This is a genomic window from Cupriavidus taiwanensis (assembly GCF_900250075.1).
GTDB classification, from domain to species: domain Bacteria; phylum Pseudomonadota; class Gammaproteobacteria; order Burkholderiales; family Burkholderiaceae; genus Cupriavidus; species Cupriavidus taiwanensis_C.
In genome coordinates this window covers 2,985,769-2,999,778 of the sequence record NZ_LT977070.1, presented here as the reverse complement: position 1 = coordinate 2,999,778, position 14,010 = coordinate 2,985,769, and the positions used below count along the sequence as shown (strand labels likewise).

Sequence of the window (14,010 nt, the reverse complement as noted above, 5' to 3'; positions counted from 1 at the left end):
CGTAAGAAAATGGGCATCATGAACGACATCGCAGAAGCCACCAGCAGCGTGGCGCACCTGTTGCAGGTACAGAACGATCACCTCGACCGCCTCGAAGCCGAGTCGATCTACATCATCCGCGAGGTGGTGGCCGAGTGCCGCAACCCGGCGCTGCTGTTCTCCGGCGGCAAGGATTCGATCGTGATGCTGCACCTGGCGCTGAAGGCCTTCCGCCTGGGTGACCGCAAGATCGAGCTGCCGTTCCCGCTGGTGCATATCGACACCGGCCACAACTACCCGGAAGTGATCGCGTTCCGCGACCAGCGCGTGGCCGAACTGGGCGCGCGCCTGGTGGTGGGCCATGTGGAAGACTCGATCCAGCGCGGCACCGTGCGCCTGCGCAAGGAAACCGATTCGCGCAACGCCGCGCAGGCCGTGACGCTGCTGGAAACCATCGAGGCGCACAAGTTCGACGCGCTGATGGGCGGCGCCCGCCGCGACGAAGAGAAGGCCCGCGCCAAGGAGCGCATCTTCTCGTTCCGCGACGAGTTCGGCCAGTGGGACCCCAAGGCCCAGCGCCCCGAGCTGTGGAGCCTGTACAACGCCCGCATGGCGCAGGGCGAGCAGATGCGCGTGTTCCCGATCTCGAACTGGACCGAGCTGGACGTATGGCAGTACATCGCCCGCGAAAACCTGGCGCTGCCGCCGATCTACTACGCCCACCAGCGCGAAGTGGTGCGCAAGAACGGCCTGCTGGTGCCGGTCACGCCGATCACGCCCAAGCAGGACGGCGACGTCAGCGAAGTGCTGTCGGTCCGCTTCCGCACCGTCGGCGACATCAGCTGCACCTGCCCGGTGGCCAGCGTTGCCGATTCGCCGCAAGCGATCATCGCCGAAACCGCGGTGACCGAGATCACCGAGCGCGGCGCCACCCGCATGGACGACCAGACCAGCGAAGCCTCGATGGAGCGCCGCAAGAAGGAAGGCTACTTCTAAGCCGCACGCAGCAAAGGATCCAGACATGACTCACCAAGCAACCCACCAAGGCCTGCTGCGCTTCATCACCGCCGGCTCGGTCGACGACGGCAAGAGCACGCTGATCGGCCGCCTGCTGTACGACAGCAAGGCCGTGCTGTCCGACCAGCTGACCGCGCTGGCCAATGCCAAGAACAAGCGCACCGCCGGCGAGCAGATCGACTTCTCGCTGCTGACCGACGGCCTCGAAGCCGAACGCGAGCAGGGCATCACCATCGACGTGGCCTACCGTTACTTCTCGACCGCGCGCCGCAAGTTCATCATCGCGGATACGCCGGGCCACGAGCAGTACACCCGCAACATGGTCACCGGTGCGTCGACCGCGCACGCGGCCATCGTGCTGGTCGATGCCACCCGCGTGACCGTCAAGGACGGCCGTGCCGAACTGCTGGCACAGACCAAGCGCCACTCGGCCATCCTGAAGCTGCTGGAGATCCAGCACGTGATCGTCGCCGTCAACAAGATGGACCTGGTCGACTTCAGCGAGCAGACCTTCGACGAGATCCGCGCCGCCTACGCCGAACTGGCCGAGCAGCTGGGCCTGAAGGACGTGCGCTACGTGCCGGTGTCCGCGCTGCGCGGCGACAACATCGTGCATGAGAGCGATGCCATGCCGTGGTACCAGGGCGAGCCGCTGCTGCCGCTGCTGGAACAGCTGCCGGTGGAAGAAGCCGCGCCCGAGGACGATGCCGCGCTGCGCTTCCCGGTGCAGCTGGTGATCCGCCAGGACGGTTCGCAGTCGGACGATTTCCGCGGCTATGCCGGCCGCGTCGAAGCCGGCACCGTGCGCGTCGGCCAGAAGCTGCGCGTGCTGCCCGCCAACCGCGAAGCGGTGGTGGCCGAAGTGCTGACCCCGAACGGCGCCGCGGAATCGGCCAACGTCGGCGACACCGTCACCGTGCGCCTGGCCGAGGACGTCGATGTATCACGCGGTGACATGTTCGTTGCCGCCGATGCGACCGCGGCTTCCGCCAGGAAGCTGCAGGCCGACCTGTGCTGGTTCGACGACGAGTCGCTGAACCCGTCGCGCAAGTACGTGCTCAAGCACACCACGGCCAGCGTGTTCGCGCGCGTGTCGGCGGTGGACCGCGTGCTGGACGTGCACACGCTGTCGCACGAGACCGGCCGCCACGAGATCCGCCTGAACGACATCGGTTCGGTGCAGATCTCGCTGCAGAAGCCGATCGTGTGCGATGCCTACGGCGATAATCCGGCCACCGGCGCCTTCGTGCTGATCGACGAGGCCACCAACCACACGGTGGCCGCAGGCATGATCCGTGCGTTTTCCTGATCGGTAACACAGGAACGAGCGGACAAGGGGCAACAGATGGACAAGCAGGCGCAGAAGACCTACGGCAAGGTGTTCCTCATCGGGGCAGGCCCCGGTGCGGCAGACCTCATTACGGTGCGTGGTGCACGGCTTTTGGGCGAAGCCCAGGTGGTGCTGCACGATGCGCTGGTGTCGCCGGAGATGCTGGCCTGGTGTCCGCAGGCTGAGCTGGTCGAAGTCGGCAAGCGCTGCGGCCAGCGCTCCACCGCGCAGCTGTTCATCAACCGGCAGATCGTCGACCTCGCCAGCAAATACGAACGCGTGGTGCGCCTCAAGGGCGGCGACCCGATGCTGTTCGGCCGCGCCGACGAGGAATTGCAGGCGCTGGAAGCGGCCGGCATCGAGTATGAGGTGGTGCCCGGCATCACCGCCGCGCTGGCGGCCGCGTCGGCCATTGGCAAGCCGCTGACCAAGCGCGGCGTGTCGCGCAGCGTGGCGTTTGCCACGCAGGCCAAGGCAGCGGATGGCGAGGGCTCGCCCGATATCGAAGCCGCGGTCAAGGCCGACACCCTGGTCTACTACATGGGCCGCGACCAGGCCGCTTCGATTGCCGCGCAACTGATCGCGCACGGCAAGCCCGCGTCGACCCCGGCCTGGGTGGTGGAAGCCGCCACCACGCCGCAACAGCGCAGCCGCGAATTCACGCTCGGCCAGATGGCGGCCGGGGAAGCGGCGGCATGGATCGACCCGGTGCAGCCCAGCCTGCTGATGATCGGCGCCGCGCTGGCCGCGCGCGCGACGGAGGCGCCGCGCGAGGATTTGGGCGTGACTGAAGTGCGTACGCCGCGCGCTGCCTGAGCCGCAAGCGCACGCCAGAACGACAAAGCCCCGTGCCGGTACGCCGGCACGGGGCTTTTTTCATGGCCGGGGCAAGCTGCCGCTCAGGGCTGGGGCTGCCGCTCAGGGCTGGGCGCGGCCCGCGCCGGGCAGCGACGCCATGCAGTAGGCCGCGATCGCATCCAGCACCGCATCGGACTCGCCGACCGCGGCCGCGCAATGCAGCCGCATGCCGGGATGGGCCTGCCGGCACTGGTCGAGCAAGGCAGGCAAATCGCGCCGGATATGCCCGCCCTGACCAAAGAACACCGGCACCACGGTAACCTCGGCGACGCCGTCCGCGGCGAGTTCCGCCAGCGTTTCCGCCAGCAGCGGCGACATCAGTTCCAGAAATGCCAGCCGCACCTCGCAGCCGGGCAGGGCGGCCACCAGCTTCTGCTGCAGCCGCTCGAACGGCTCGCGCCAGCGCGCATCGCGCGCGCCATGCGCGAACAGGACCAGGGCGCGATCGGAGGCTGCCATGGCCGTCCTCAGTGCCGGTCCACCCAGCGCAGCGCCAGCAGCGCCAACGTCAGGTAAAGCGTGCCTGGCACCAGCGCGGAAATGATCGGCGGCCACGTATGCAGCAGGCCCACGTGCGAGAACAGCGTATTCGACAGGTGGAACGACAGCCCCAGCATGATGCCGCCGAATACCTTCACGCCGACCGCGCCGGCGCGCGCGTGCAGGTAGGCGAAGGGCAGGGCCAGCGCCACCATCACGAACAGCGTCAGCGGGTAGATCACCTTCTTCCAGAACGCGATCTCGTAGCGCTGGGTGTCCTGCTTGTTGTCGCGCAGGTGGCGGATATAGCGGAACAGGTCCAGCGTCGACATCCGCTCCGGCGTCACCAGCAGCACTGACAGGATCTGCGGGGTCAGCTCCGAATGCATGGCCACGCGCGGGAACTTGACCTGCTCGGCGCGGAAGTCCGGCGCGAGCGCGTCGCGTGCCGGCGCGCCGGGCGCGGCAGGCGCGGGTTGGGCGCCCTGGGCCTGCGGCGCCAGTTCGACGAAGCGGGTCTCGCTGACGTTCTGCAGCTCCCACGACTGGCCGCCCTGGTAGCGCCCCTCCTGCGCCACGCGGATCACGCGCAGCCGGTACTGGGGGTCGAACTCGTACATGGTGATGCCGGTGATGGTCTGGTCCGGCCGCAGCCCCGCCACGTTGACGAAGCGGGTGATCTCGCCCTCGCCGGCGGCATCCTTGTCGCGGTCCTTGACCCAGACCCCGGAGCGGAAGCCCGACGACACCGTCGCGCCGATCGCCTCCAGCTTGACCTTCTGCGCATACTGCTCGGCGCGCGGGCCGATGAACTCGCCGAACAGAAAGGTCACGAGCGCCAGCGGCACCGCCAGCTTGAACAGCGAGAACAGCGCCTGGCGGGTGTTCAGGCCGGCCACGCGGAAGATGGTGTACTCGGACTGGCTGGCCAGCTGCGAGAACACATAGATCGCGCTGATCAGCACCGCGATCGGCAGCACCTCGTACACCCGCGTGGGTGCCTGCAGCAGGACGTGGAACAGCGCCACCAGCGAGGTGTACTGGGCGTTGACGTTCTCCAGCTCGTTGAGCATGTCGAAGAACACGAACAGCGACAGCACCGCGAACAGGATGAAGGCGAACACGCCATAGACCAGCCGGCCGAAATAGCGTTCGTAGACGCGCAGGATTCTCATGCCCGGCCTCCGGCAGCGGTCGCGGCATCGCGCTTGCGCAGCCCGAACACGGCGCGCCAGCCTCCCAGGCTGCGGTTCTGGCGGTAGCGGAACAGCACCAGCGCGCCCAGGAACACGGCCAGGTGGATCGGCCACCAGGCCAGCCAGAACGGAATCGAGCCGTTGCGCACCCAGGACTGCGACAGGTTGATCAGGTTGCTGTAGGTCAGGTAGATCAGCACCGCGAACACCAGCGGCGTGTAGCGGCCCAGGCGCGGGTTAACGTAGGCCAGCGGGATCGCGATCATGACGAAGTTGAAGGCCAGGATCGGCAGCGAGATGCGCCAGATCAGCTCGCCCAGGTTCTCGCGCGTGGGGTTGCGGATCAGCTCGATGGTGTCGCGGCTCTTGGGCGGCAGCTTGGCCTCGGACTCGGGCGGCTTGTTGTCCACCTTGACCGCATAGCGCTCGAACTCGACGATGCGGTAGTCGATCTGGCCGGGCGTGCCTGAGTAGCGGCGGCCATTCTCCATCACCACCAGCCGGTCGCCGTTGGGCATGGTCTCGAACTTGCCCTGGTGCGCCAGCGCCACGCCGATCTTGTCGGCCTCGGCATTGGCGACGAAGACATTGCGCGCATGCTTCATGTCGGCGTCGATGCCTTCGATGAACAGCACGTAGTTGGCCTTGGCCGGCTCGATGAAGCGGCCGGCGGCGATCATCGACATCACCCCGCGCTGCTCGAAGCGGTCGCGGAACAGCGCGCTCTGCTGGTTGGCCCACGGCCACGCGAACAGGCCCAGCAGCAGCGCCAGCACGATGAAGGGCGCGGCGAACTGCAGCACCGGCTTGACCAGGTCGCGCAGCGAGATGCCGGCCGAGAACCACACCACCATTTCCGAATCCTTGTACCAGCGCGTCAGCACGATCAGGGTGGAAATGAACAGCGTCGCCGACAGCAGGATCGACAGGTAGCCGATGGTGGCCAGGCCGATCAGCATCAGCACGTCGTTGGGGCTGGCCTTGCCGTTGGCGGCCATCCCCAGGATGCGGATCACGAGCGAGGTGAGCATGAAAGTCAGCATCACCAGGAACACCGCCCCGGCGGTGTAGGCAAGCTCGCGTCGCAGGGCTTGTTGAAGGATCATGCGGGTTCGGTTCCGGGCTGCCGGCCGGAGCGGGCGATGTGCCGTGCGAGGTGCCTGGCAGAACAGCTGGCTGACGGCACAGCGTGCTGTCAACGTGACCGGGGCGTATCAGCGGCGGCAGGTCGCGGGGTAAAAATCGCGGATAATGGAGGCTTTCGTGTCTAACGAGCCCCTGGAAGGAAGCGCGATGGAATTTAGCACAAAAGCCCTGGATTGGAGCAAAGCCGGCCAAAATGGTTTCCTGGCGACCAAGACCGACTGCCTGGTGGTCGGCCTGTTCGAAGGCCAGAATCTCGGCGGCGTAGCCAAGGCCCTCGATGTGGCCACCAAGGGCTTGGTGGGACGGCTGGTCAAGCAGGGCGACTTCGAAGGCAAGCGCGGGACGCACCTGATGCTGCACGAAGTGGCCGGCGTGGGCGCCGCGCGCGTGCTGCTGGTGGGCCTGGGCAAGGAAGCCGACTTTACCGACAAGGCCTTCGCCGATGCGGTGCGCACCGCGGTGCGTGCCTTGTCGTCCACGCGTGCGACCTCGGCGCTGTGGTGCCTGGCGCAACAGGCGCCGCAGCAGCGCGACGTATCGTGGGCCGTGATCACCACCATCACGCTGGTGCGCGAAGCCGGCTACCGCCTGCTCGAGCGCCATCCCGGACTGAAGCGCGCCAACGCCCAGAATGCGGCCAGCGGCAAGCCCAACGCCAATGACAAGTCCTCGCTGCGCAAGGTCGTGATCGCGGTCGACAGCGGCGACGCCCGTGCCGCGACCCAGGCCGCGGTGCGCGGCACCGCCATCGCCAACGGCATGGAGCTGACGCGCGACCTCGGCAACCTGCCGTCCAATATCTGCACACCGACCTACCTGGCCAATACCGCGCGCACCATCGCCAAGCGCCACAAGCTCAAGGCCGAGATCCTCGGGCGCAAGCAGATCGAGGCGCTCAACATGGGCGCGTTCCTGGCCGTGACCAAGGGCAGCGAGGAGCCGCCCCAGTTCATCGTGCTGCGCTACGACGGCGCCGGCGCCAAGCAGGCGCCGGTGGTGCTGGTGGGCAAGGGCATCACCTTCGATACCGGCGGCATCTCGCTCAAGCCCGGCGAGGGCATGGACGAGATGAAGTACGACATGTGCGGCGCCGCCTCGGTGCTGGGCACGATCCAGGCCGTGGCCGAGATGGGCCTGAAACTCAACGTGGTCGCGGTGGTGCCCACCTGCGAGAACATGCCCAGCGGCATCGCCACCAAGCCGGGCGACGTGGTCACCAGCATGTCGGGCCAGACCATCGAGATCCTGAACACCGACGCCGAGGGCCGCCTGATCCTGTGCGATGCGCTGACCTATGTCGAGCGCTTCAAGCCGGCCGCGGTGATCGACGTCGCCACCCTGACCGGCGCCTGCATCATCGCGCTCGGCCATGTCAACAGCGGCCTGTACGCGCGCTCCGACGCGCTCGCCGACGCGCTGCTGCAGGCTGGCCGCCGCGCCATGGACAGCGCCTGGCGCATGCCGCTGGACGACGAATACCAGGACCAGCTCAAGTCCAACTTTGCCGACATGGGCAATATCGGCGGCCGCCCGGCCGGCAGCGTCACCGCCGCCTGCTTCCTGGCGCGCTTCACCGAGAAGTACGACTGGGCCCACCTGGACATCGCCGGCACCGCGTGGAAGAGCGGCGCGGCCAAGGGCGCCACCGGCCGTCCGGTGCCGCTGCTGACGCAGTTCCTGATGGACCGCGCGGCCTGAGCGCGGCGCAACGGAGCAGGAGCGGCAACCGTCCATGACGCGCATCGACTTCCATAGCAACGTGCCGGACGTGCTCGGCTATGTCTGCCGGCTGGTCCGCAAGGCCTACGGCGCCGGGCAGAAGGTGGTGATCCACGGCGCCCCGGCGCAGCTGGCTGACCTCGACGCGCGCCTGTGGACCTTCTCCCCGCTGGACTTCCTGCCGCATTGCGGGCTGGAAAGCCCCAACGCGGCGGTCACGCCGATCCTGCTGGCTGCCACCACCGAGGGCGTGCCGCACCACCAGCTGCTGATCAACCTGGCTGACGAAGCCCCGGCGCAGTTCGCTAGCTTCGAGCGGCTGATCGAGGTGGTCGGCGCCGGCGATGCCGCGCGCGAAGCCGGCCGCCAGCGCTACCGCTTCTACCGCGAACGCGGGTATCCGCTGACGCACCACGACATCGGCCAGCCCAAGGGAGACGCCGCATGAGCGAACGCACCACCTCGCGGGTGATCCCGCGGCCGGAACCGCACGACAGCATCCCGCTGCTGACCGAGGTGGTCGACCTGCCGGATGTCGACACCGAAGCCGACACTGAAGCCGACACCGAAGCGCCGGCGCAGGCGGGCGCCGCGGCGGACGACGGGGTGATCGACACCTTCGGCATGGACGATGCCGGCATGGTGATGCAGGTGGGTGACACCGGCGACGCCGCGCTGGACGACGCGATCGTGCCGGCCCAGCCCGCCGTGCAGACGGACGCCGCCACCGACACCGGCGACGACGACTTGCGCGCGGTGCGCACCGAGCTGCTGAGCCGCGTGATGATGCGCTTTCGCACCGAATGGCCGCAGGTGGTCGCGGCCCACACCGAAGCCACGCTGCAGTCGCGGCTCGCGCCGCTGACGGCGCAGCTGGCCAGCGAGCTGACGCAGTCGCTGGAAGCACGGCTGGTCGAGTGGCTGGACGCGACGCTGGAGGAAATGGAGAAGGCGCCGGGGGAGGATTGAGGGTTTTCTCCCCTCTCCCGCTTGCGGGAGAGGGGAGCGCCTGCCAGGGGCGACGGTACTGCAAGCGCTCTGCAAACGAAAAAGCCTGCGAGGGATCGCAGGCTTTTTGCCATCCACCGGACCGCTCTCAGTCCGTCACCGCCCCCTTGCTCGCCGTCGATGCCAGCCGCGCGAACTTCGCCAGCACCCCGCGCGTATAGCGCGGCGCCGGTGCCTTCCAGTGGGCGCGGCGCCGGGCCAGTTCTTCTTCCGCTACGTTCAGCTGCAGCAGCAACTGGTGCGCGTCGATGGTGATCGAGTCGCCCTCCTGCACCAGCGCGATGGTGCCGCCGACGTACGCCTCCGGCGCGACGTGGCCGACCACCATGCCCCAGGTGCCGCCCGAGAAGCGGCCGTCGGTGATAAAGCCGACCGACTCGCCCAGGCCCTTGCCGATGATGGCCGAGGTCGGGGCCAGCATTTCCGGCATGCCGGGGCCGCCCTTGGGCCCCAGGTAGCGCAGCACCAGGATGTCGCCGGGGTTGATGCGGTCGGCCAGGATCGCGTCCATCGCGCTCTGCTCGTCCTCGAACACGCGCGCCGGGCCGGTGATGACCGGGTTCTTCAGGCCGGTGATCTTGGCGACCGCGCCTTCCTCGGCGAGGTTGCCCTTGAGGATGGCCAGGTGGCCCTCGGCGTAGAGCGCGCGCTCGATCGGCAGGATCACGTCCTGGTCGGCGCGCGGGGCGTCGGGCACGTGTTCGAGTTCCTCGGCCAGGGTGCGGCCGGTGATGGTGATGCAGTCGCCGTGCAGCAGTCCGGCCTTGAGCAGGATCTTCATCACCTGCGGGATGCCGCCGGCGCGGTGCAGGTCGGTTGCCACGTACTGGCCCGACGGCTTGAGGTTGCAGAGTACCGGCACCTTGCGGCGGATGCGCTCGAAGTCGTCGATGGTCCATTCCACCTCGGCGGCATGCGCGATCGCCAGGTAGTGCAGCACCGCGTTGGTGGAGCCGCCGGTGGCCATGATCAGCGCCACCGCGTTCTCGATCGACTCGCGCGTGATGATGTCGCGCGGCTTGAGGTCGCGCTTGACGGCCTCGACCAGCACGCGCGCCGATTCGGCGGCGCTGTCGACCTTTTCCTGGTCCGGGTTGGCCATGGTCGACGAGTACAGCAGCGACATGCCCAGCGCCTCGAACGAGCTGCTCATGGTGTTGGCGGTGTACATGCCGCCGCACGAGCCGGTGGACGGGCATGCGTTCCGTTCCACCCCTTCGAAGTCTTCCTCGCTCATGCGCCCGGCGGTGAACTCGCCGACCGCCTCGAACGACGACACGATGGTCAGGTCCTTGCCCTTCCAGTGGCCGGGCTTGATGGTTCCGCCGTAGACGTAGATGCCCGGCACGTTGGTGCGCGCCAGCGCGATCATGCCGCCCGGCATGTTCTTGTCGCAGCCGCCGATCACCACCACGCCGTCCATCCACTGGCCCTGGGCCGCGGTCTCGATGCAGTCGGCGATGACCTCGCGCGAAATCAGCGAGTACTTCATGCCCTCGGTGCCCATCGACATGCCGTCGGAGATGGTGGGCGTGCCGAACACCTGCGGGTTGGCGCCGGCGGCCCGGATCGCGTCGATGGCCGCATCGGCCAGGCGCTGCAGGCCGGCATTGCACGGCGTGATGGTCGAATGCCCGTTGGCGATGCCCACCATCGGCTTGTCGAAGTCCTCCTTCTGGTAGCCGAGCGCGTAGTACATCGAGCGGTTGGGGGAGCGCGCCACGCCTTGCGTGATGTGCCGGGAGCGCTTGTTGAATGCCATGGTGGGGGTCTCCGGAATCCTTGTTCTATGCCGCCGCGCGCGCGGCGGGCGCTGCGATGGGGCAAGAATGACGCGTGCGTTTTGGCGTGTCAAATGGATTGTTGGGGCGCCGGAGTGCGCCGCCCGCCTAGCGGGGCGCCGCGGGGATTTGTGACATCATTACGGGCTACGATGCGTGCGCGGGCCACGCGTTGGCATTGCCGTGCAACCTTCGCCGCACCCGCGCGTCATACCTGGCGCCGCACGGCCGGCGTCGCCGCTGCCCCACAACCACCATTCACGCCAACATGCTGATTCATCCCCAGTTCGACCCGGTTGCCATCCACCTGGGCCCGCTTGCGATCCGCTGGTACGGGCTGATGTACCTGGCCGGCTTCGTCATGTTCCTGTGGTTCGGGCGCCTGCGCATCCGCCAGCCGCATATCGCCGCCAAGGGCTGGACCACGCGCGACCTGGACGACATGCTGTTCTTCGGCGTGCTGGGCGTGATCCTGGGCGGGCGGCTGGGCTACGTGCTGTTCTACAAGCCGACGTACTACCTGGCGCATCCGATCGAGATCTTCAAGGTGTGGGAGGGCGGCATGGCCTTCCATGGCGGCTTCCTTGGCGTGGTGGTGGCGATGTGGCTGTTCGGCCGGCTGCGCCGGCGCCACTGGATGGAAGTGACCGACTTCATCGCGCCGATGATTCCCTGCGGGCTGGCCGCCGGACGCATCGGCAACTTCATCAACGGCGAGCTGTGGGGGCGCGCCACCGACCTGCCGTGGGGCATGATCTTCCCGCAGGCCGGCGACAACATCCCGCGCCATCCGTCGCAGCTCTACCAGTTTGCCGGCGAGGGCGTGGCGCTGTTCGTCATCCTGTGGCTGTTCGCGCGCAAGCCGCGGCCGATGGGCGCGGTCTCGGGCGTGTTTCTGATCGGCTATGGCGCGTTCCGCTTCGCCGCGGAATTCGCGCGCGAGCCCGACACCTTCCTGGGCCTGCTGGCGCTGAAGCTGTCGATGGGCCAGTGGCTGAGCCTGCCGATGATCCTGGCGGGCATCGCCATGGTGATCTGGGCCTACCGCCGCCAGCCCGGCGCCGGCGCCCCGCAGCCGGCGGCCTGAGCCCCGCCTGCCCAGCGCGCGCTAGCGGCCGGCACGGCGCAGCGCGTCGATGCGCGCCTGCGTGTGCGGGTGCGTCGACAGGAAGTCTTCGCCACGCCCGGCCTGCGCTTCGTCGGGCTTGCCCTCGCGCTGCTCCAGCGCCACCAGCACGTCGGCCAGCGCCGCCGGCGGCAGGCCGTTGCGCTGCATCACGTCGATGGCATAGGCGTCGGCCTCGCGCTCGTGGTCGCGCGAATAGCGCAAGGTCAGCATGGCGGCCGGCACGCCCGCCAGCACCGACGAGATATCGCCGAACAGGTAGGCCGACAGCGCGGCCAGGGCCGAGCCCTGGATCACTTGCTGCAGCCCGTGGCGGCGCGCCACGTGGCCTGCCTCGTGGGCCAGCACGCCCATCAGGCCGGCGCCGCTGCCCGCCAGGCCGACCAGCTCGTCGGTGACGATGATGATGCCCCCCGGCAGGGCCAGCGCATTGGCACCGATTTCGCCGCCCTGGCGGAACACCACCTGGTAGTCGTGCGCGGCGTCGCGCGGGCGCCGCAGCGCCGCGAAGCCGGCGCGGATGCGGGCCTGCTCGGCGGCCGGCAGCTGCGTCGGCGCGAGCATGCCGTGGTCCAGGCTCTCCAGCGTCAGCTGGCCGAGCCGGGCCTCCAGTTCGGCCGGCACCGCGCGTGCCATCATGCCCGCACCCCACGGCAGCAAGACGTAGTAGCCCAGCACCAGCACCGCCACCAGCGCCGCCACGGCCAGGCCGGCGAGGCGCCAGCTGTTCTGCGCGCGCGTCACCAGGCCGTCGCGGTGGCCTGTGGAGGCCAGCAACCGGTCGAAGGCGGCATGGTCGGTGACCTCGCAGAAGGCGCCGTCGACGAAGGTGACCAGCCGCGGCGCGCGGCGCACGCGCTCAGACACGCGCAGCTGCGACAGCGGCGCGCGCCGCAATTCGGTGCCGTCTGCGTCGCGCAGCACGGCCTGCTGCGCCTCCACGGCCAGCGTGGCAGGATGCGCGCGCGACGAGCGGCCGTCGAAGAAGGTGACCGGGATCATGGCGCGTCAGAGCGCGATGTCGATGTCGTACCAGTCTACCGCCGCGTCGCCCAGCGCGCCCACCTGCTGCGCTTCGCCGGCGACGAAGCTGTCGAGCGGACCGGCCGCTAGCATGGTCACGCATTGCAGCCGGTAGCGCGTGGCGCGCACGCGCGCGAACGGCAGGAACAGGCCGAGCGTCAGTGCGATCGCAATCAGGTTGGTGACAAAGATAAAGACCATGCGCGCGGCGCTGACCTGGCTGCGGAACGCGTGCGGCGCCAGCGTGGTGTGGCTCCACACCACATTCTGCAGCCGCGCCATCAGGTAAGGGCTGACCGACAGCATGCCCAGGTAGAAGCCGGCGATGCCGAAGCCAAGCAGCGCCGCCGCGCCGAAATTGCCGATCCCCGGCGCCATCAGGAAGCCGGCCGCGGCCATCACCAGCGTGCCCGCCAGCACCACGCCGAAGGCGCGCAGGTAGGCCCGGTAGAAATCGCCCGCGCCGGCGTGGAAGCCGAACGGTGCCGTGCCGAAGCGGGTGTGGTTGTGCTGGTAGCGCTTGAAGCGCTGGTGCGCCAGCGGCCCCAGCAGGCCCAGCGTGGCCACCGCGGCCAGCGGCCACAGCACGAACACCCGGTAGGCCTCGGCATCGCCGCCGGTGAAGCCGAAGCGCAGGCCGCGGTAGCTGGAGTTGGCCATGCGGAAGCGCAGCGAACGCACCAGCAGCAACGGAAACACCGCCAGCAGCACCAGCAGCATCGCCAGCGCCAGGAACGGCGAGAAGGTCGACGCGAACTGGAACGCCAGCACCAGCCCGAACACGATGGCCCGGCCTTTCAGGATTGCCGACGGCTTGCCGTGATAGTCGAAGCTGGCGCCGTCCAGCCGCGTATTGCGGTAGAAGTACTGCAGCGTGCGCACCTTGGCCCAGGCGGAATAGATGCCCAGGGTGACGATGGTCAGCAGCGCATTGACGATCCAGATTCGGAAATATTCCGAGCCCGACCCGGTGAAGCTCAGGCCCAGCGGCCGCAGCGCGGCGGCGCCAGGGCCGGCGGGCGATGCCGGTTCGGCCGGGGTGGCGGCCAGGGTGAAATCGCTGCTGCCAGCTTGCATGGCATGACCTCCAGGGTGATGTGCGATGACTACAGAAACCGGCGGGGGATATCCGCCGCGGCCGGCGCCTGTTTCAAAAACGCAACGATGCCAGGCGAGGCGATTGCGGCGACGGCCTCACATTCTGACACTGATAAATATCGCCGACGGCACAATTTGTATGGCCGCGCGCCGCCAGCCCATGCCGTATCGTCCTCACCATGGAAAACCCTCGTAACACTTTGGAAACATCCTGTTACACTGATCTCATCCTGTAACAAGTTGCGGTTG

13 protein-coding genes are annotated in these 14,010 nt (G+C 68.3%); 7 read left to right on the top strand and 6 right to left on the bottom strand.

The genetic code is table 11. From position 1 onward, the window contains the following. The first annotated feature begins 9 nt into the window (after positions 1-9). From cysD to cobA, 3 genes are read left to right on the top strand one after another with little or no spacing between them, the layout of a single operon-like run. Positions 10-975, top strand: a complete 966-nt coding sequence (gene cysD, locus CBM2588_RS13980) for a sulfate adenylyltransferase subunit CysD (protein ID WP_115681002.1) — start codon at positions 10-12, stop codon at positions 973-975. Positions 976-1,000: 25 nt separating this feature from the next. After that, positions 1,001-2,305 (top strand): sulfate adenylyltransferase subunit 1, encoded by a 1,305-nt coding sequence (locus tag CBM2588_RS13975; protein WP_115681001.1) that lies wholly within the window; start codon positions 1,001-1,003, stop codon positions 2,303-2,305. A 36-nt stretch (positions 2,306-2,341) separates the two neighbouring features. Beyond that, complete coding sequence (gene cobA / locus CBM2588_RS13970) at positions 2,342-3,142, top strand: uroporphyrinogen-III C-methyltransferase (RefSeq protein ID WP_115681000.1); 801 nt, start codon at positions 2,342-2,344, stop codon at positions 3,140-3,142. A 102-nt stretch (positions 3,143-3,244) separates the two neighbouring features. Here cobA and CBM2588_RS13965 read toward each other — a convergent pair whose 3' ends face one another. Genes CBM2588_RS13965 through lptF form a run of 3 tightly spaced genes read right to left on the bottom strand, consistent with a single transcriptional unit; the run spans position 3,245 to position 5,966 of the window. Beyond that, positions 3,245-3,643, bottom strand: a complete 399-nt coding sequence (locus tag CBM2588_RS13965; protein ID WP_115680999.1) for a sirohydrochlorin chelatase — start codon at positions 3,641-3,643, stop codon at positions 3,245-3,247. An 8-nt stretch (positions 3,644-3,651) separates the two neighbouring features. After that, complete coding sequence (lptG, locus tag CBM2588_RS13960; protein ID WP_115680998.1) at positions 3,652-4,839, bottom strand: LPS export ABC transporter permease LptG; 1,188 nt, start codon at positions 4,837-4,839, stop codon at positions 3,652-3,654. Further along, positions 4,836-5,966, bottom strand: coding sequence for an LPS export ABC transporter permease LptF (lptF, locus tag CBM2588_RS13955; RefSeq protein WP_115680997.1), 1,131 nt, complete (start codon positions 5,964-5,966; stop codon positions 4,836-4,838). Before lptF ends, lptG begins: the two co-directional genes overlap by 4 nt. 187 nt (positions 5,967-6,153) lie before the next feature. Between lptF and CBM2588_RS13950 the strand changes: the two genes are divergently transcribed. The 3 genes from CBM2588_RS13950 to CBM2588_RS13940 are packed head-to-tail and all read left to right on the top strand — an operon-like array spanning position 6,154 to position 8,694. Then, positions 6,154-7,704 carry a leucyl aminopeptidase gene (locus CBM2588_RS13950; protein ID WP_115680996.1) on the top strand — a complete coding sequence of 517 codons (1,551 nt, stop codon included), beginning with the start codon at positions 6,154-6,156 and terminating at the stop codon, positions 7,702-7,704. Between the two features lie 34 nt (positions 7,705-7,738). Then, positions 7,739-8,173 (top strand): DNA polymerase III subunit chi, encoded by a 435-nt coding sequence (locus CBM2588_RS13945; protein ID WP_115680995.1) that lies wholly within the window; start codon positions 7,739-7,741, stop codon positions 8,171-8,173. Next, positions 8,170-8,694, top strand: a complete 525-nt coding sequence (locus CBM2588_RS13940) for a hypothetical protein (RefSeq protein ID WP_115680994.1) — start codon at positions 8,170-8,172, stop codon at positions 8,692-8,694. The genes CBM2588_RS13945 and CBM2588_RS13940 overlap by 4 nt, the downstream gene beginning before the upstream one ends. A gap of 127 nt (positions 8,695-8,821) precedes the next feature. On the opposite strand, the gene ilvD is transcribed toward CBM2588_RS13940, so the two are convergent. Further along, positions 8,822-10,495, bottom strand: a complete 1,674-nt coding sequence (gene ilvD, locus CBM2588_RS13935) for a dihydroxy-acid dehydratase (RefSeq protein ID WP_115680993.1) — start codon at positions 10,493-10,495, stop codon at positions 8,822-8,824. Positions 10,496-10,782: 287 nt separating this feature from the next. On the opposite strand from ilvD, the gene lgt reads away from it, so the two are divergent. Continuing rightward, the gene (lgt, locus tag CBM2588_RS13930; RefSeq protein WP_115680992.1) at positions 10,783-11,601 is read left to right on the top strand and encodes a prolipoprotein diacylglyceryl transferase; all 819 of its coding nucleotides are present in this window, start codon (positions 10,783-10,785) and stop codon (positions 11,599-11,601) included. 21 nt (positions 11,602-11,622) lie between these two features. Here lgt and CBM2588_RS13925 read toward each other — a convergent pair whose 3' ends face one another. Together CBM2588_RS13925 and CBM2588_RS13920 are read right to left on the bottom strand one after the other, a co-directional pair. Next, entirely contained in the window at positions 11,623-12,642 is a 1,020-nt protein-coding gene (locus tag CBM2588_RS13925; protein WP_115680991.1) for a M48 family metallopeptidase, read from the bottom strand. A gap of 6 nt (positions 12,643-12,648) precedes the next feature. Then, a complete protein-coding gene (locus tag CBM2588_RS13920; protein ID WP_115680990.1) occupies positions 12,649-13,740 on the bottom strand; it encodes a YjgN family protein in 1,092 nt (363 codons plus the stop codon). Between the last annotated feature and the right edge of the window lie 270 nt (positions 13,741-14,010).